General features: G+C 68.5%; 18 protein-coding genes. 7 read left to right on the top strand and 11 right to left on the bottom strand.

The features are described 5' to 3' along the window. Nucleotides 1–3: 3 nt before the first annotated feature. From GOPIP_RS00795 to GOPIP_RS00805, 3 genes are read right to left on the bottom strand one after another with little or no spacing between them, the layout of a single operon-like run. Nucleotides 4–1071, bottom strand: a complete 1068-nt coding sequence (locus tag GOPIP_RS00795; RefSeq protein WP_006367580.1) for a class I SAM-dependent methyltransferase — start codon at nt 1069–1071, stop codon at nt 4–6. A 23-nt stretch (nt 1072–1094) separates the two neighbouring features. Beyond that, nucleotides 1095–1883, bottom strand: a complete 789-nt coding sequence (locus GOPIP_RS00800) for an enoyl-CoA hydratase/isomerase family protein (RefSeq protein WP_006367581.1) — start codon at nt 1881–1883, stop codon at nt 1095–1097. Beyond that, nucleotides 1876–2871, bottom strand: a complete 996-nt coding sequence (locus GOPIP_RS00805) for an NAD-dependent epimerase/dehydratase family protein (protein ID WP_006367582.1) — start codon at nt 2869–2871, stop codon at nt 1876–1878. The genes GOPIP_RS00800 and GOPIP_RS00805 overlap by 8 nt, the downstream gene beginning before the upstream one ends. Nucleotides 2872–3014: 143 nt before the next feature. Between GOPIP_RS00805 and GOPIP_RS00810 the strand changes: the two genes are divergently transcribed. Both GOPIP_RS00810 and ligD read left to right on the top strand, forming a co-directional pair. Continuing rightward, on the top strand, nt 3015–3602 hold the full coding sequence (locus GOPIP_RS00810) for a TetR/AcrR family transcriptional regulator (protein WP_006367583.1): 588 nt from the start codon (nt 3015–3017) through the stop codon (nt 3600–3602). Between the two features lie 23 nt (nt 3603–3625). Further along, entirely contained in the window at nt 3626–4615 is a 990-nt protein-coding gene (gene ligD / locus GOPIP_RS00815; protein ID WP_006367584.1) for a non-homologous end-joining DNA ligase, read from the top strand. A 44-nt stretch (nt 4616–4659) separates the two neighbouring features. Here the strand turns inward: ligD and GOPIP_RS00820 are convergent, their stop codons facing one another. After that, nucleotides 4660–5301 (bottom strand): TetR/AcrR family transcriptional regulator C-terminal domain-containing protein, encoded by a 642-nt coding sequence (locus tag GOPIP_RS00820; RefSeq protein ID WP_020170746.1) that lies wholly within the window; start codon nt 5299–5301, stop codon nt 4660–4662. A gap of 78 nt (nt 5302–5379) precedes the next feature. Between GOPIP_RS00820 and GOPIP_RS00825 the strand changes: the two genes are divergently transcribed. After that, nucleotides 5380–6336: a quinone oxidoreductase family protein gene (locus GOPIP_RS00825; RefSeq protein WP_006367586.1), complete on the top strand. Its 957-nt coding sequence runs from the start codon at nt 5380–5382 to the stop codon at nt 6334–6336. On the opposite strand, the gene GOPIP_RS00830 is transcribed toward GOPIP_RS00825, so the two are convergent. After that, complete coding sequence (locus GOPIP_RS00830) at nt 6326–7168, bottom strand: NUDIX hydrolase (protein ID WP_006367587.1); 843 nt, start codon at nt 7166–7168, stop codon at nt 6326–6328. The two genes, GOPIP_RS00825 and GOPIP_RS00830, sit on opposite strands and share 11 nt — an antisense overlap. A 118-nt stretch (nt 7169–7286) precedes the next feature. After that, complete coding sequence (locus GOPIP_RS00835; protein WP_006367588.1) at nt 7287–8153, bottom strand: ABC transporter ATP-binding protein; 867 nt, start codon at nt 8151–8153, stop codon at nt 7287–7289. Between the two features lie 178 nt (nt 8154–8331). Here GOPIP_RS00835 and GOPIP_RS00840 point away from each other — a divergent pair, with 178 nt between their 5' ends. Continuing rightward, nucleotides 8332–9321 carry an LLM class flavin-dependent oxidoreductase gene (locus GOPIP_RS00840; RefSeq protein ID WP_006367589.1) on the top strand — a complete coding sequence of 330 codons (990 nt, stop codon included), beginning with the start codon at nt 8332–8334 and terminating at the stop codon, nt 9319–9321. Nucleotides 9322–9327: 6 nt separating this feature from the next. Here the strand turns inward: GOPIP_RS00840 and GOPIP_RS00845 are convergent, their stop codons facing one another. The 4 genes from GOPIP_RS00845 to ctaD form a co-directional block, all read right to left on the bottom strand. Next, nucleotides 9328–9804, bottom strand: a complete 477-nt coding sequence (locus tag GOPIP_RS00845) for a cupin domain-containing protein (protein WP_006367590.1) — start codon at nt 9802–9804, stop codon at nt 9328–9330. Continuing rightward, complete coding sequence (locus tag GOPIP_RS00850) at nt 9801–10562, bottom strand: peptidyl-tRNA hydrolase (protein WP_006367591.1); 762 nt, start codon at nt 10560–10562, stop codon at nt 9801–9803. The genes GOPIP_RS00845 and GOPIP_RS00850 overlap by 4 nt, the downstream gene beginning before the upstream one ends. Then, nucleotides 10559–11776: a phosphoserine phosphatase SerB gene (gene serB, locus GOPIP_RS00855; protein WP_170320158.1), complete on the bottom strand. Its 1218-nt coding sequence runs from the start codon at nt 11774–11776 to the stop codon at nt 10559–10561. Before serB ends, GOPIP_RS00850 begins: the two co-directional genes overlap by 4 nt. Nucleotides 11777–11859: 83 nt before the next feature. Continuing rightward, on the bottom strand, nt 11860–13629 hold the full coding sequence (gene ctaD / locus GOPIP_RS00860; protein WP_006367593.1) for an aa3-type cytochrome oxidase subunit I: 1770 nt from the start codon (nt 13627–13629) through the stop codon (nt 11860–11862). 275 nt (nt 13630–13904) lie between these two features. On the opposite strand from ctaD, the gene GOPIP_RS00865 reads away from it, so the two are divergent. The 3 genes from GOPIP_RS00865 to GOPIP_RS00875 all read left to right on the top strand — a co-directional run bounded on the left by GOPIP_RS00865 (nt 13905) and on the right by GOPIP_RS00875 (nt 16303). Further along, complete coding sequence (locus GOPIP_RS00865; RefSeq protein WP_020170739.1) at nt 13905–14945, top strand: ABC transporter substrate-binding protein; 1041 nt, start codon at nt 13905–13907, stop codon at nt 14943–14945. Next, nucleotides 14932–15705 carry an isocitrate lyase/PEP mutase family protein gene (locus GOPIP_RS00870; protein WP_006367595.1) on the top strand — a complete coding sequence of 258 codons (774 nt, stop codon included), beginning with the start codon at nt 14932–14934 and terminating at the stop codon, nt 15703–15705. Before GOPIP_RS00865 ends, GOPIP_RS00870 begins: the two co-directional genes overlap by 14 nt. 106 nt (nt 15706–15811) lie before the next feature. After that, on the top strand, nt 15812–16303 hold the full coding sequence (locus GOPIP_RS00875) for a beta-class carbonic anhydrase (protein ID WP_006367596.1): 492 nt from the start codon (nt 15812–15814) through the stop codon (nt 16301–16303). A gap of 33 nt (nt 16304–16336) precedes the next feature. Here GOPIP_RS00875 and GOPIP_RS00880 read toward each other — a convergent pair whose 3' ends face one another. Then, entirely contained in the window at nt 16337–17734 is a 1398-nt protein-coding gene (locus GOPIP_RS00880) for a DUF2252 domain-containing protein (RefSeq protein WP_006367597.1), read from the bottom strand. Nucleotides 17735–17799 lie beyond the last annotated feature (65 nt).

Here is a 17799-nt window from a genome sequence, read left to right on the forward strand (position 1 = left end):
GGGCTAACTGGGCTTGTACCCGCTGACCACCACGTTGTAGAAGAACTTCGGCGGCACGACCTTGCGCAGGACGTTCTCGTCGAGCCAGGTCAGGCGCTTCCACGAGCCGAACGCGAAACCGGCCCAGCCCCAACCGAGTTTGCCCGGCGGCACCGCGGCCTCGAAGGTACGGACCGGCCAGCCGAGCATCGCCGCGGCGAACTCCTCGGTCGCGGTCTGCACCGACGACGCTCCCGCCGACCGGGCGATGCCCGCCAACTCGTCGGGATCGAAGGTGTGGATGTCGACGACAGCCTCGAGCGCGGCGGCACGCGAGGACTCGTCGAGCTCCTCCTGCGGGCGGCGCCACGACTGCAGCGGACCGAGCTTGGTGAGGTTCGTCGTCAGGTACCAGGTGGCCCGGCTCATCCACCGGGCGTAGAAGTCACCGATCGTCGACGGCTCACCGGCGAAGACGAACCGCCCGCCCGGCTTGAGCACCCGCAACACCTCGCGCAACGCCTGCTCGACGTCCGGAATGTGGTGCAGCACAGCGTGTCCGACGACGAGGTCGAAGGTGTTGTCGTCGTAGGGGATCTTCTCGGCATCGGCGACCCGGCCGTCGACCTCGAGTCCGAGGTTCTCGGCGTTGCGCAGCGCCACCTTCACCATGCCCGGCGACAGGTCGGTGACCGACCCCTTCTCGGCCACCCCGGACTGCATGAGGTTCAGCAGGAAAAAGCCGGTGCCGCAACCGAGTTCCATCGCCCGCCCATAGGGCAGCCCGCTCGCTGCGCTCCCGGCGGCAGCATCACTCGCCCCGCTCGCTGCGCTCCCGGCGGCAGAATCACTCGCCGGCACCGCGTCGAACCGGCCGCGCGCGTAATCGATACAGCGTTCGTCGAAGCTGATCGACCACTTCTCGTCGTAGGTCTCGGCCTCCCAGTCGTGATAGAGCACCTGCGCGAGCTTGGTGTCGGTCAGCGCCGCCGCGACCTCCTCGGCGCTGGCGTGCGGGTTGGGCGCCGGATCGACCGGCGACCCGGCACCCGTCTCGTTGTCCGTCTCCGGCTCGTTCTCGGTGGTCGTCATGTGTCCCTCTCCCTCTGCGCGGCTCACTTACCCGTGAACCGGGCCTTCCCCGGGCCGTTCTCCACGAACGACTCCATTCCGATCTTGCGGTCCTCGGTGGCGAAGAGCGCCGCGAACAGTTGTTCCTCGATCTTCAGCCCGGTCGCCAGGTCCACTCCCAGCCCCTGGTCGACGGCCTTCTTCCCGGCGGCCAGCGCCACCGATGCCGCGTTGGCGAACTGGCCGGCCCACGCCAGGGCCGCGTTGTAGACCTCATCGGGTGCCACGACCTCGTCGACGAGCCCGATCCGCAGCGCCTCGTCGGCGCCGACGAACCGGCCGGTGAAGATCATGTCCTTGGCCTTCGCCGGTCCGACGAGACGGGCCAAACGCTGCGTACCGCCACCACCGGGGATGACACCCAGCAGGACCTCGGGGACGCCGAGCTTCGCGTTGTCGCCGGCGATACGTCGGTCCGCGCCGAGCGCGACCTCCAAACCGCCGCCGAGCGCGTAACCGGTGATCGCGGCGACCGTGGGCTTGGGGATCTCCGAGATCGACCCCAACGCGCTCTGCAGGCGACCGGCGACCTTGGCCATCTCCGGATAGGTCATGTCGTTCATCTCTTTGATGTCGGCACCGGCGGCGAGCACCTTGGGACCGCCGTAGACGACGACGGCCTTGATGTCGTCACGGTCGGTGGCCTGTGCGGCCGCGGCGGCCAGCTCGGACTGGACCTGTCGGTTCAGCGCATTCATCGGTGGCCGGTTGAGCAGGATGGTGCCCACACCGGGATGGTCGTCGGAGGTCTCCAGAGTCACGAACTCAGCCATGGTCGAAGGCTACCGTCTGACGATCAGGCCGTTCGAGCCGTCCCTGCGCCGCGGCGGCGTCGGTGAGATCGGCCATCGTCACCGCACCACGCGCCGCACCGCCGGCGACGAGTTCGGCGGCGAACGCGGTGAGTACACCGGTCGCCCACGACTGCCGGCGCCCACGAGCGGCCCGGCTGCGCCCGGTACGACGATTCTGCGCAACCACCAGCCATTCGTCCGAGCCCACGTGCGGAACGCGGTCGAGGAGAATCCCGAGGGCGGGGACCCGACCGGCGAGTGCGAGCGCGCCCGTCGCACTCCGGCTGCTCAGTGCGAGGTGACTACGCACTCGGACTCCCCGGTCCGCGAGCAGGACATGGTCGGGGAAATCGGCCCGCAGGTAGCGCCGGCGCCGACCGCTGGGCTCCGTGATCCGACGGGACTGCCGAAGATTGACGATCCGGCATCCCTCGGGCGGGTGATGAACCGGGGTACCGAGCAGCCCGGCGGTCCACTCGACAGCCGCCGCACCGTGGTGTTCCCCGGTACCCAACACGACTCCGAGGTCGACGTCATCGCCCGGCTCCGTGTCGAGCTCGGCGATCAGCAGGGTGCTCAGTCCGGGCACGAGACCCGCACCGGTCACGACCGTACCCACCGACGCCTCCGACATGGTGGTCCCGCCGACGTCCTCGCACACCGCCCGGCGCAGCGCGGCCAGATACGCCGAGGTCGCCGAGATCTCGACGACGGCCGGAGCACCGCAACGCGCCAGCGCCGGCGTCTCCACCCCGGACGCATTGATCACCACGTCGTGCACCGCCGACAGGTGCGCCAACGTCCGGAGCCCCTCCGGCGCAGTCAAATCGAGTCGAGTCAGATCGAGCCCGATCAGATCCTTTCCGGCGCCGCGCCCGGCCCGCGTCACCACATGCCCACGTGAACGCAGCTCCTCGACCACCACCCGACCGACCGCACCGCGGGCACCCATCACCAACGCTCGCATCGCACTCTCCTCAGACCGGCCTTCATCGGACCGACGCTCATCACCCGACCGAACAATGTCCAAACATTCGTTTGGAGATTGCAGCGTAACCCGACAACGCTCAGTTTCCAACCAATCGTTTGGACTTTCGGTATGGTTCGTTCGTGGCCTGGGACACCGAGACGACGCGACGCCGACTACTCGACGCCGGCACCCGGCAGTTCGCCGCACACGGCTTCGCCGGGGCACGCCTCGACGCAATCGGACGCGACGCCGGGGTGAACAAGGAGCGGGTCTACCGCTACTTCGGCGACAAGCGCGGCCTGTTCACCGCGGTGCTGACCCGGGAATTGGCGAGCCTTCTCGAGGGGGTCGATCCCGCTGGCGCCGGCCCCGAGGCGATCGGCCGTTTCGCGGGAGCACTGTTCGACCGGTGCGCCGAGCGCCCGCACCTGCCCCGGCTCCTGGCCTACGAGAGCCTCGAACTCGACGCCGCGGTCGGCATCGACGCTCGAAACCCGATGTGCGCGAAGAACATCGCCGGATTCCGAGCGGTAGTGCCCGGCCTGGACCGCACCGGGGCCGAACAACTGCTCTTCAGCGTCATCTCGCTGGTCGTCGGCTGGTGGACGCTGAGCGCCCTGGTGCAGACACTGCCGGTGCGGCCCGACGACGCCGCGAGCAGACGCGCCGCTGTCGTCGCCCACGCCACCGCGATGGCAGACTGCACATCAGGGCGCGACGTCGGCTGACGCATGGCCCGAGAGGAGCGGCGATGGCCCCGTCGGCAGCGAGCGATGCAGGGGAACCGGTGATGCTCACCGTCGGCGAACGGACCATCCGACTGTCGAGCCCCGACCGCATCTATTTCTCCGAGCGCGGCGAGACCAAACTCGATCTCGCGCACTACTACCTCTCCGTCGGCGACGGCATCGTGCGCGCGCTGCTGGAGCGCCCGTGCATGCTGCACCGCTTTCCCAAAGGCGTGGATGGAAAGAAGGTGCACCAGAAGCGGATTCCGGCCGGAGCTCCCGACTGGGTGGAGACGACCGAGCTGTGGTTCCCCCGGTTCGGACGCACCGCCGACGAATTGTGCGTCACCGAACTGGGCAGCGTGATCTGGGCGGTGCAGATGTCGACGGTCGAGTTCCACCCCTGGAACTCCCGTCGCGCCGACCCCGAATCGCCCGACGAGTGGCGAATCGACCTCGACCCGATGCCCGACTGCGACTTCGCACGAATCCGCCGGGTCGCCGGCGTCGTCCACGAGGTCCTCGACGAACTCGGCATCCGCGGGTTCCCGAAGACCTCCGGCGGGCGCGGGCTGCACATCTACGTCCGGATCGTCCCGGAATGGGGGTTCCCCCAGGTTCGCCGTGCGGCACTGGCATTCGCGAAAGAGGTCGAGCGACGCTGTCCCGCGGACGTGACGACCACCTGGTGGCGCAAGGACCGTGACCCGTCGGCGGTGTTCGTCGATTACAACCAGAATGCCCGCGACCACACGATGGCCGCGGCGTACTCGGTGCGCGGCAACCCGCGGGCGACCGTGTCGGCGCCGGTGACCTGGGCCGAGATCGCCGACGTCGAGCCCGACGATTTCACCATCGCCACGATGCCTGCACGATTCGCCGAACTCGGTGACCTGCACGCCGAGATCGACGACGTCGCCCATCGCCTCGATCACCTCCTCGAGTGGGCCGATCGCGACGACGCCGCGGGCGGCACGACCGACGACACCGACATCGTCGACCTCGACGGGTAGAACTCCGCAAAGGGTGACACCACAGAGAGGACACCACAGACCGCTCAGAGTCCCACGCGCACACCGATTCCGGCGATGAGCGCCTCCAGCGCCCAGTCGAAGGTGTCAACCGGCAGTGTCGCCATCTCCTCGCTGAGCGCATATTGCAGGGGCTGCTCGTCGGGGTCGAGGCGGGCGCGTCGGGCCTCGGCGGTGATGCGATTCTCCCCCGGCACCGGATGCCGGTGCTGCTCTTCGATCACATACCCGGTGACCAACGCGTTGAGCGCGACCAGTGCTCGCTGCGCATCCAGCGGTGTCATGCCTGCGGCGGCCAGCACCCGGACCGGTTCTTCGAGTCGGCGCAGGGCATCGTCGTCGAGCAGCGTGGTTCCCGAGACCAACTTGGCCCCGTCACGGTAGGACAGCAGCGTCGTACGGATGCGATGTCCACTGGTCCGCAACAATTCTCGCCAGTCGGCGGCGGCCTCGTCGGGGATCGGCTCGTCGAGCAGTCGCCGCAGGATGCGCGTGGCCATCTCGTCGGTCAGCTCGGTCATGTCGCGGACGTGGTAGTAGAGCGCACCGGCGCGCACGCCCAATCGGCCGGCCAGCGCCCGTGCCGTGATCCCGTCGAGGCCGGTCTCCGCGAGCTGCTCGAAGGCGGCGTCGACGATCGCATCCCGGCTCAGCGGCGTCCGTGCCACAGATCCCCCTTGACTCTTGAACAATGTTCAATCATCCTAACAGAGGTAAGTTTTGAACAATGTTCAAAGGAGTAATTCATGAAAGCAGCTCTCGTCACCGACCTCACCCGCCCACCGATGTATGCCGACCTCGACGCTCCCGTCGCCACCGACGGGTACGTCGAGGTGCAGATGCTCGCCGCCGGGGTGCATCAGATCGTGCGCTCCATCGCAGGCGGAGCGCACTACTCCTCGGGAGACGAACTCCCCTTCGTCGTCGGCGTCGACGGGGTGGCCGTACTCGACGGGCATCGCGTCTACACCGGCGGATGCCCCGACCCATACGGCACCATCGCCGAACGCACAGTGGTGCCCGCGGGATTCGCGGTGCCGATCCCCGATGCGCTATCGAGCGAGACCGCCGCCGCCGTGGTCAACCCCGCAATGTCGTCATGGATGCCGCTGGTGAAATCCGGTGTCCCTCAAGGAGGCACCGTCGCAGTTCTCGGAGCGACCGGCACCGCCGGTACTCTCGCCGTCCGGATCGCCCTGCACCTGGGCGCCGGTCGCGTCGTCGCGGTCGGCCGCAACGCCGCGGTGCTGGCCCGTCTCGCCGAAGACCCGCGGGTGCAGACGGTGTCGCTACTCGACGACGATCCCCGAGGGCGACTGGCGGCGGCGTTTGCCGAGGGGATCGACGTGATCCTCGATTACCTCTGGGGTCCGGTCGCCGAGATGACCCTGGAAGCCCTACGGGCGCACAGCCTCACCGGACGCCACTCCAGCGTGGACTACGTCCAGATCGGCGCACTGGCCGGCCGGTCGATCACCCTCGACGCCGCCATCCTGCGCGCGCGTCCGATCTCGATCTGGGGCTCGGGTGGTGGATCGATCGACCCGCGTCTGTTATTCGCCGAACTCCCCGCCCTGCTCGATCTCGCCGCCGCCGGTGGGCTCCCGATCGATGTCCGCACCGCGGCGCTCGCCGACGTCGAGCAGGCGTGGAACTCCCCCGAGCCCGGCCGGCTGGTCGTGACGATCGGGACTAGAGGGTGATGTCGGGTGGCAGCTGATCGCCGAGACCGGCGAAATAGTCGTCGGAACGGGTGAAAGCCAAGCCCGACAAGCCCTTTCCAGCGCTCACCACCGGTTCTATCGGCTCGATGGCGCGCTCGGCGTCGAGGAGATCGGCCACGGTCGCGTATCGGGCCACCTCCGTCAACTGCGCCCACGTCGGGGGCAGCAGGAAATGCTTGCCCGCCGACCACGCGTCGATCGCGTCCTGCGCACTCGCCCACCGGGTGACGTCGGCCTCGGTGGTCGAACCGTCCGGTTCCTGGCCGGGCGGGACGGCCGCCAGAAAGAAACGGGTGTCGTAGCGGCGCTTCTCGTTGACCGGGGTGATCCAGTGCGCCAGCGGCCGCAGCAGGTCGGCGCGCAACGTGAGGCCGTGGGCGCGGAGGAAACCGGCGAACGACAGGGATTTGTCGACGAGGGCGGCGCGGTCGTCACGCAACGTCGCGGGGTCGGGGAACTCCTCGCCCGACGAGGCGAGCAGCACGCCGCATTCCTCGAAGGTCTCGCGTACCGCGGCGCAGACCAGAGCCTGCGCGAGTTCGGTTGTGGTGGAGAACTGTTCGGCCCACCACTGCGGCGTGGGTCCGGTCCAGGCGAGGTCGGCGTCGCTGTCGCGGGGGTCGACCCCGCCGCCTGGGAACACCGTCATACCACCGGCGAACGCCATCTGCTTGACGCGGCGCTGCAGGAACACCTCGATCCCGCCACCGCTGTTGTCGCCACCGTCGCTGTTCTTGCCGCCATCGCGCACGAGCACCACGGTCGCCGCGTCACGTAACGGCGCGGCCTGCGGTGCCGACGTCTCTGCCATCGAAGACCTCCAACCCGTCCCGGCCGAGATGTGTGCCGGGACACCCGTCGACACTATCGCCGGGCCGCGGCACAACCGCATCCAGGGGCGGCCGATCCCGATCGACCGCAGCGACTCGTCAGCCGGCGGAACGTCGGTGTCCGCCGGCGCGGCGGGACCGGCGGGCGAAGAACCGGCCGTCGACTTTCGACAAGGTGATCTGCTGGCGGAACGCGGTCGACAGGTTCTTGCTCGTCAACACCTTGTTCAGCAGTCCCTGCTCCACCACGGCCCCCTCCGACAGGAGCATGGCGTGGGTGAATCCGGCGGGGATCTCCTCGACGTGGTGGGTGATGAGCACGATCGCCGGCGAGTCGGGGTCGGCGGCCAGCGCGGAGAGCCGTTCGACGAGCTCTTCACGCCCGCCGAGGTCGAGTCCGGCAGCCGGTTCGTCGAGCAACAGCAGTTCGGGGTCGGTCATCAACGCCCGGGCGATGAGGACCCTCTTGCGTTCACCCTCCGACAGGGTGCCGAAGGCCCGATCTGCGAGGTGTTCGGCACCCATCGACTCCAGCGATTCGAGCGCCTGTGCCCGATCGACGTCGTCGTAGGTCTCCCGCCACCGGCCGATGACCGAATAGCCGGCGGAGATGACGACGTCGCTGACCACCTCGTCGTCGGGGATGCGGTCGGCCAGCGCCGCACTGGCCACGCCGATCCGCGTGGACAGTTCGCGGACCTCGACCTTGCCGAGTTGCTCGGCCAGCACGAAGGCGATACCGGAACTCGGGTGCAGTTCGGCGGCGGCCATGCGCAGCAGGGTGGTCTTGCCGGCGCCGTTGGGACCGAGGACGACCCAGCGCTCATCGAGTTCGACCTGCCAGGTGACCGGACCGACCAGGGACGTGCCGCCGCGAACGACCGCGACGTCACGGAAATCGATCAACAGGTCGGGGTCGGAGGTGGGCTCGTCGGGCACGGGATCGCTGGCGGTCACGGACTCCATCGTGCCCTACTCACCGCGCCCGTGGGCACCATCATCGCGATGCGTGTCCGCCTGGCGCCGGGGTCCGCCGAGGACCTGCCGGGCCGGGCGCGCCGTCACCGGCCGATGTGTGCGCGAGACGACCAAAGTCGGGATCGGGCAAGGGAATAGCCGTCCGCCCGACGACCTTGATCAAGGTATGAGTGTGCCTCTTTCGATCCTCGACCTCGCCCAGGTGGGCACCGGAGAAACCGTGGGCCAATCGTTGGCCGCCTCGACCGACATGGCCATCCGCGCCGAGAAGTGGGGTTACGAACGGATCTGGTACGCCGAACACCACAACATGTCGTCGATCGCATCGTCGGCGCCTGCAGTGCTGATCTCGCATATCGCGGCCCGCACCTCCACGATCCGGCTCGGCTCCGGCGGGGTGATGCTGCCCAATCACGCGCCGTTGACGATCGCCGAGCAGTTCGGCACCCTCGGCGAGCTCTACCCCGGTCGCATCGATCTCGGGCTGGGCCGCGCCCCCGGTGGTGACCAGAACACGTTCGCGGCCCTGCGCCGCGACATGGCCGCCGCCGATCGCTTCCCGAACGACGTTCTCGAACTGCAGGGCTATCTCACCGGGCACTCGCGCGTGCCCGGGGTGAGTGCGACGCCGGGCAACGGTACCGACGTGCCGCTCTACATCCTCGGTTCGTCGCTCTTCGGTGCGCAGCTCGCCGCGGCGCTCGGCCTGCCCTACGGTTTCGCCTCGCATTTCGCGCCCGGCGCCCTCACCCAGGCGGTGCAGATCTATCGGGAGCAGTTCCGGCCGTCGGAGCAGCTCGCCGAGCCGTATGTGATCGCCGGGGCCTGCGTCATCGCCGACGAGGATCCGCAGCGCGCCCGCGACCAGCTCCACCAGGCCAAGCGGCATCGGGTGACCGCGCTCTTCGGCCGGGGCGGACGGAAGTTCACCGACGAGGAAGCCGATGCAATCCTGTCGATGCCGCAGGGACGTCAGATCGACGAGATGCTCACGTATTCCGGCGTCGGCACCCCGGACGAGGTGCGGGAATATCTCGACTGGTTCGCCGGACATGCCGACGCCGACGAGGTGATCGTCGCGTCGATCGCCCCCGACCGGCAGGTGTGGCTGCAGACGCTGGAGCACCTGGCGCCGGCGCGGGTCCCGGCGAGCTGAGCGCCGTCAGGCCAGCCGGAAGTCGGCGAAGTCGAATCCGGGTACGACGACGCAACTGACCAGCGCTGCTTCGTTTCCCACTGCACGCGCCCGCTGCCAGTGCCCCGGCGGCACGAGTGCCTGCGGTCGGTGGCCGGCACCGATGTCGGGTCCGACCACGATCGTCTCGGTGTGCTCGATGCCGGTGGGCCCGACGCCGAGGGGCACAGCACCGTCACCGCCGAGGTCGAGTTCCACCGGTGCACCGCGGTGGAACAGCCACATCTCCGCGCCGCGCACGGTGTGCCAGGCCGATTCTTCACCGGGTAACAGCACGAAATAGATCGCAGTGCCCGCGGCGCGGTCACCGTCGTATCCGGGCAGCGACGCGGCGGGCAGTGAGAGTTCGCTGCGCCACGTCTCGGCGTACCAGCCGCCCTCCGGGTGAGGCGCCAGATTCAGCGGTAGCGCCCACTCCGGTAATGCCGCTTGATCTTTCGTCATTCGATTACCTCCGCGATCACGGTCACCGAGCCCGGTGCGATCTCGGTGAAGCCCGCATCCCGAACGGCCACCGCCTCACCGGCACGTTCTGCGGCGAGCAGCCGTGTCCCGGTGGAGTCGTCGGCGGCGCACACCATCAGCGGACACCCGGCCTCGCGCCAGTCGCGGGCGGTGGCCTCATCGAGGAGCTTCACCGCGAGCATGGCGCCGTGACCCACCTGGGCCGCCGACTTGCCGACCGTCATCTCCAGTCGTGGGTCGAGCCACAGGCATACCCCGCGGCCGCCGGGCGCCGGTGGCAGTTCACCATCGACCTCGGTGCCACCGATCTGCAACCGGGAGATCCGCTTGTCGACGTCGCCGACCCGGCCGGGCACCAGGGCGCGGGCCTGCGCGCCGCCTTCGGTGGCGGTGAGGCCCCAGACCTCTTGCACGGCAACCCACTGCGCACCGCGGGCGCGTCGCGCGATCTTGCGGATACGCGCGTCACACCAGGCGTCCATCGGCGCCGACCACGGACCGTCGCCGCCGGATCGGTCGTCGAGGCACAGCAGCGCCACCGCACGGGCGGCGGCCACCAGCAGCTCGGTGCGGTCGGGGGGATCGGCCTTCTCGATGCGCAGCACCATCTGCATGGCGAGCACGTCGGCGGGATCCGGCGGGTCGTCGTGACCGCCGACATAAGCCGTCAGCCGACGGTGATCGTCCTCGAACGGATCGGGTACGACAGAGCCCGGGTCGGTCGATGTGTCGGTCATTCCAGCGGAACCCGGCGCAGCACCCCGTCGGCGGCGTCGGCGGCCTCGATCTCGTCGCGGGTGACGCCGAGAATGAACAGCACCGCGTCGAGGAACGGGTGGCTGAGCGCGGCGTCGGCGACCTCACGGAGTGCGGGCTTGGCGTTGAACGCGATACCGAGACCGGCCACCGACAGCATGTCGATGTCGTTGGCGCCGTCGCCCACGGCGATGGTCTGTTCCATCGGCACCCCGACCTGATCGGCGAACGACCGCAGCGCCCTGGCCTTGCCCGGCCGGTCGACGATCTCCCCGACGACCCGGCCGGTGAGGGTTCCTTCGACGACCTCGAGGGTGTTGGCCCGCACGAAATCGAGTTCCAGCTCATGTGCGAGGCCGTCGATGACCTGCCGGAACCCGCCGGACACCACACCGCAGTGATAGCCCAGGCGGTGCAGCGTGCGAATCGTGGTGCGCGCTCCCGGCGTCAGCTCCAGCGACGAGGCGACGTCGTCGAGAACGCTCGCGTCGAGACCGGCGAGCGCGGCGACCCGTTGATGCAGGGACTGCGCGAAATCCAGTTCACCGCGCATCGCCGCCTCGGTCACCGCCGCGACCTCGGCCTCCCGACCGGCATGGGCGGCGAGCATCTCGATGACTTCGCCCTGGATGAGCGTCGAGTCCACATCGAAGACGATGAGTCGCTTGGCGCGTCGCGCGAGCCCCCCGCGTTCGACCGCGATGTCGATGCCGTAGCGGGTGGCCACCCGCGCAAGGCCCTTGCGCAGTGCGGCGTCGGCCGCGACGTCGTCGCGTCCACCGACGCTGACCATCAATTCCAGTCCGGTGAGCGGATAGTCGGCCACCCCGCGGATCGAGTCGATGTTGCCGCCCTGCCCGGCGAGTTCGGCTGCCACCGCGGAGAACGCGCGCGCGGTCACCGGGCTGCCGAGCAGCACCACGGCGTGTGTCGAGGGCTGATGGCCACCGGACTGTCCACCGACCTCGACGTGGACATCCATCCCGACCGAGCTCATCGCCTGCTCGACGACGTCCTGCACCTGCTCGGGGTCTGTGTCGCACGCGACGAGCACCCCGAGTGTCAGGCGATCATGGATGACGACCTGCTCGACGTCGAGCAGGGAAACCTGTTGTCCGGCAAGCGCACCCATGAGCACCGAGGTGACACCGGGCTTGTCGGGGCCGGTGACGGTGATCAGGAGGGTCGCCTTCACGACCGCACCCGGAGCGGTGTGAACCGATCCGGGTGCGGAAGTGGTGTGTGAATCCGGGGAGTCGCCCACCGCGCTGCGCCGCGTCAGTCGGCGGAGGACTCGTGGTCGCCGACGGTGAGCGGGTCGCGCCGGGCATGCTCGGCGCTTTCGCTGTCATGCCCGTGACCCGGGCCGACGTGCGCCTCGGCACGCATCCGGTCGATCATGTGCGGATAGTGCAGCTCGAAGGCCGGACGCTCCGAGCGGATGCGGGGCAGCTCGGTGAAGTTGTGGCGCGGCGGCGGGCAGCTCGTCGCCCACTCGAGCGAGTTGCCGAAGCCCCACGGATCGTCGACGGTCACGACCTCGCCGTAGCGGTAGCTCTTGAAGACGTTCCACAGGAACGGCAGCGTCGAGAGGCCGAGGATGAACGCACCGGCCGTGGAGATCTCGTTGAGGGTGGTGAAGCCGTCCGAGGGCAGGTAGTCGGCGTAGCGACGCGGCATGCCCTCGTTACCCAGCCAGTGCTGCACCAGGAACGTGGTGTGGAAGCCGATGAAGGTCAGCCAGAAGTGCCACTTGCCCAGGCGCTCGTCGAGCATGCGTCCGGTCATCTTGGGGAACCAGAAGTAGATGCCGGCGTAGGTCGCGAACACGATGGTGCCGAAGAGCACGTAGTGGAAGTGCGCGACGACGAAGTAGCTGTCGGAGAGGTGGAAGTCCAGCGGCGGGCTGGCGAGCAGCACACCGGTCAGACCACCGAAGAGGAAGGTCACGATGAAGCCGACGGAGAACAGCATCGGCGTCTCGAACGTCATGTGGCCCTTCCACATGGTGCCTATCCAGTTGAAGAACTTCACACCGGTCGGTACCGCGATCAGGAAGGTCATGAAGGAGAAGAACGGCAGCAGGACCGCGCCGGTGACGTACATGTGGTGGGCCCACACCGCGACGGACAGCGCGGCGATCGCCAGCGTCGCGTACACCAGGCCCGAGTAGCCGAACAGCGGCTTGCGGGAGAAGACCGGGAAGATCTCCGACACGATGCCGAAGAACGGCAGCGCGATGACGTACACCTCGGGGTGACCGAAGAACCAGAACAGGTGCTGCCAGAGGATCACACCACCGTTGGCCGGGTCGTAGAGGTGGGCACCGAACTGACGGTCGACCTCCAGGCCGAGCAGGGCCGCGGTCAGCAGCGGGAAGATCAGCAGGATCAGGATGGTGGTGACCAGGATGTTCCAGGTGAAGATCGGCATCCGGAACATCGTCATGCCGGGCGCGCGCAGACACACGACGGTGGTCACCATGTTGACGCCACCGAGGATGGTGCCCAGACCGGAGACGCCGAGGCCCATGATCCACAGGTCGGCGCCGACACCGGGCGAGTGGATCGCGTCGGTGAGCGGTGTGTAGGCGGTCCAGCCGAAGTCGGCCGCACCGCCCGGGGTGATGAAGCCACCGATGGCGATCGTCGAACCGAACACGAACAGCCAGAAGCCGAAGGCGTTGAGTCGCGGGAAGGCGACGTCGGGGGCACCGATCTGCAGCGGCAACACGAAGTTGGCGAACCCGATGACGATCGGGGTCGCATACATCAGCAGCATCACCGTGCCGTGCATGGTGAACAGCTGGTTGAACTGCTCGGTCGACAGGAACTGCATGCCCGGATGCGCCAACTCCGCACGCATCAGCAGGGCCATCAGGCCGCCGATGAGGAAGAAGGCGAAGCAGGCGACGATGTACATCATGCCGATCAACTTGTGATCGGTCGTGGTGATCAGCTTGTAGATGAACGAACCCTTGGGCTGATGGCGCTCCGGGTACGGACGTACTGGTGCCACTTGCGTGGTGGGCTGGTCTACCGCGGTCACAGATCCTCCTCTTGCCCGACCGGTCGGGATGCGATTTCCGCCGGTCGGCACATGAACAAACCGAGCGCTGGTTACCGATCCTAAACCCTTGCACCCACCCCGGCCGAGTGGGTCCTACGATCCGTCGTACTTGATTTTTCGGGAGCACCATCGGCGCAGGTCAGCTGCGACGCCGGAGCCGACGCGCCGGGCTCGCCGGACCGTCCTGCGACGCCATGCGGGACGGCGGCGACGAGCTCGGGTGGGCGAGGTTGTGGCCCTGCTAGGTTGGGCGGGTGCAGGGTGGCGGTGAGGACCGGGTCGTATGCGGATCCGGCGACGGTGTTCGGAGTCGGTCGAGCAGGCGCGGCGTGGTCGCCTCGGCACTGCTGGTGTGCGTCGCAACCGTGGTGCTCGGTGCCTGTTCCGACGATCAGCCGCTGCTGACCACCCCCGACGGCAAGACCATCTCCACCTCCACGACCCGCATCGCCGAGGTCAACGTCGTCTCCGCCGACCGTGACTACTCGCGCACCTGCCTGGCACCGACCACCGCCTCCGACCCGCGCACCGACCCCGCGCGCATCGTCGTCACCGACCCGGCGCTGCTCGATGATCTCTGTGCCCTCGGCATCGGCCCCAAGGTGACCGCCGTGACCGCGGCCCCCGGCACGATCCCCGCGTATCTCGGACCGCAGCTGACCTCGGTTCCGGCAATCGGCACCACCCCCGATCCGTCGGCGGTCCGCACCGCGGCCCCCGACATCGTGCTCACCACCCCGTCGACCGCCGGATCGGCGCAGGCCTTCGCCGGTACCAAGACCGCGGCCATCCCCGACGGCACCTGGCAGGAACGCTTCCAGGCGGTGGCCGACGCCCTCGGCCGCTCCGCCGACGGCACCCGCCTGCTGCAGGAATTCACCGACGAGGCCACCAAGACCGGTAAACGGATGGATGCCGCCCACAACCAGGTGTCGCTCGTCCGGTTCACCAAGGACTCCGAGATCATTGCCGGCACGGGCACTTTCGCCGGCCAGATCCTGACGATGATCGGCGTGCAGCGTCCCGCCCCGCAGCGCGGCGCCGACAGCTTCACCGTCACCGACAAGAACTTCACCGACGCCGACGCCGACCTCATCTACGTCTCCTTCGACGGCGACGGTGGCCTCGATCACGGCAAACAGGTCCTGCTCAGCGATCGCTGGCTCGACATGGGCGCGCCCACCTGGAAACGCGTCCTTTCGGTCAACGACGAGATCTGGTACAGCGGAACAGGTTTGGCGGCGGCATGGCTCGTGCTCAACGACGTGAAGGAATCGTTGAATGGCAATTCCTGAAGAAGCAACTCCTGACCTGGTCACCCTCGCCCGCACCCTGGCCGATCTGCACGTGCCCGGCAGCCCGGTCGTGCTGCCCACGGTCTGGGACGCGTGGTCGGCGGCCCTGGCCGCCGACGCCGGGTTCGCGGCGCTGACCGTCGGCTCCCATCCGGTCGCCGACTCGATCGGTCGCACCGACCACGAGGGCATGACTTTCGACGAACTACTGACCCGGGTCCGCCAGATCACCGACGCGGTGGACCTCCCGGTGTCAGTGGACGTCGAGTCGGGGTACGGCCGGTCGCCGGCGGAACTGATCGACGGACTACTCGACGCCGGAGCGGTGGGTCTGAACATCGAGGACACCGTGCACGCCGAGGGTGGACGTTTGCGCGCCGCAGGGGAGCACGCCGATCTCGTGGGCGCGCTGCGCGCCGCCGCCGACTCCGCGGGTGTCCCGGTCGTCATCAACGCACGCACCGACCTGTTCCTACGTGCCGACGGCGCCGAGACCGACCGCGTGGCTCGCGCGATCGAACGTCTCACGCTCTGTGCGCAGGCCGGGGCGAGCAGCCTCTACCCCGTCGGCCGACACACCGACGCGGTGCAGCGCGAGCTCACCTCGTCGTTGCCGTTGCCGGTCAACGCGATCGCCGTGCCCGCCGAGGATTCGCTCACGCACCTGGCCGAGCTCGGCGTCGGACGGATCAGCTTCGGTCCGTTCTGGCAGGCCGATCTGGCCGCACGATCGAAGGACCTGCTGGCCCGCTGGCAGTGAGCGGCCGGAGGGGATCGGCGCGAACACATGCGCCGACGCCGATGTGTTCGGCCCGTCGTGATCGCAACCCTCGCGCACCGGGCGTGATCGCGCGCACCGTGGACACATGACTGTCACCGACGAGTACCTCGCCAACAACGCCGAGTACGCCAAGACCTTCTCCGGTCCCCTGCCCCTGCCGCCGAGCCGCCACGTCGCGATCGTCGCCTGCATGGACGCCCGCCTCGACGTCTACCGGGCGCTGGGCATCAACGAGGGTGAGGCGCATGTCATCCGCAACGCCGGTGGCGTCGTCACCGACGACGAGATCCGGTCGTTGGCCATCAGCCAGCGACTGCTGGGCACCACCGAGATCATCCTGATCCACCACACCGACTGCGGCATGCTCACGTTCACCGACGACGACTTCAAGCGCGACATCCAGAACGAGATCGGTCAGAAACCGGAGTGGGCGGCCGAATCCTTCCCCGACGTCGAGGAGGATGTGCGGCAATCGTTGACGCGCATCCGCAACAGCCCGTTCGTCACCAAGACCAGTTCGCTGCGCGGATTCGTCTTCGACGTGGCCACCGGCACGCTGAACGAGGTCACCGACTGACGACTCCGGCCTCGTCGCCGAACCCCGCAGTACTCAGGGCCAGCCCGGCGCCGACGGAATCGACCCGTCGGCGACCGCGGCGGCCAATTGTGCGTGATCGCGTTCGGTCTGGTCGGCGTAGGCGTGCGCGAAACGCACCACCGATTCCTCGACCTTGTCGGAGGTGCCGAGGTAGTCGGCGATCGCGCGGGCGTCTCCGCTGCGCGCATGGGCCCGCGCGAGTACGTGGCCGCACGCGGCGGCGAACTGCGTGAGCGCGCGCGACACGGTCGGACCGTCCGGGATGACCTTGCCGTCGCGGAACTGTCGGACGTAGAACTCCCAGTCGCCGATCGTCGTCCAGCCCAGGAACATGTCCGAGGCGCTCTGGATCAGGCGCTGACCGTTGACGACCCGCTGACCGTGATGGTCGTAGGCGCTGGGCGCGACCACCTTCTCGTACACCGACGGCGCGGCCTGTTTGATCTGGAAGAACAGCGGATCGCCGGTCTCGTGCTCCTCGGCGAGGTTCAGGAACACCCGCATCCCGACGCTGCCCACCCCGACGACCTGCTGCACGGCGTCGACGAGGTCGAAGCGGCGCAGCAGTGCCGCGACGTTCTCCGGCACCGACGCGTAGTACGCGACGATCACGTCGTTGAGGACGTCGGTGTAGTCGGCCAACGCGTGCACCCGATAGGGCGGCTCCTCCTTGATCATCCGGCGCCCGTCGACGAGGTGGGTGAGTTTCTTCGAGGCTCCCCGGCTGGTCCTCTTCTGCGCCCGCTTCTCGATCACGCTGTCCAGGCGTGCCCCGTTGGCCGGGGTGGCGATGTAGCCGGTGAGTTCGTCGACCGAGAACTTCTCGGCCCACACATCGAGGATCGGCCACCCCGAGTAGGTGCGCATCCAGGTGCGGTAGCCGCGGAATCCGGCGCGAACGGCCTCGGTGGCGGCCGCGTCGGCGACCTTGTTGTCCCGTGCCAGCACCACCAGACTTGCCAGGAATCGCAGCACATCCCATTCGAACGGACCGGGCAGGGTCTCGTCGAAGTCGCGCAGATCGAAGGCCAGCGTCCGCTCCGGGGTGTTCCACAGCCCGAAGTTCAGGACGTGCGCGTCGCCGCAGAGCTGGACGGTGATGCCGGTGTCCGGCCGGGAACCGAGGTCGGCGGCCATCACCGCTGCGGCGCCGCGATAGTAGGTCCACGGTGACGCCGCCATCCGCCCGTGGCGGATGGGGACGAGCCGCTGATCGCGCGTCTCGTTCTGCGCGAGGATGGTCTGCAGCGCATCGTGCCCGCGCGCCGACGGGTCCCAGTCACCGAGGGTTCGTCGGGGCACGATCTTGCGTGCGGCCTTGCCCACCGAATGTTCCTGACCGGAATAGACGGTGGGGCCGGAGGCGAGCGCCTCACCGTGGGTCTGCGGGGCGTCGTGGGTGCTGGTCATCCCTGAAGTCTCTCGCAGGTCGGCACCGCCGGCAGCCGTTTCGCGGTCGTGTCGGGGCCGCGAAC

The organism is Gordonia polyisoprenivorans NBRC 16320 = JCM 10675 (assembly GCF_000241325.1).
Lineage (GTDB): Bacteria > Actinomycetota > Actinomycetes > Mycobacteriales > Mycobacteriaceae > Gordonia > Gordonia polyisoprenivorans.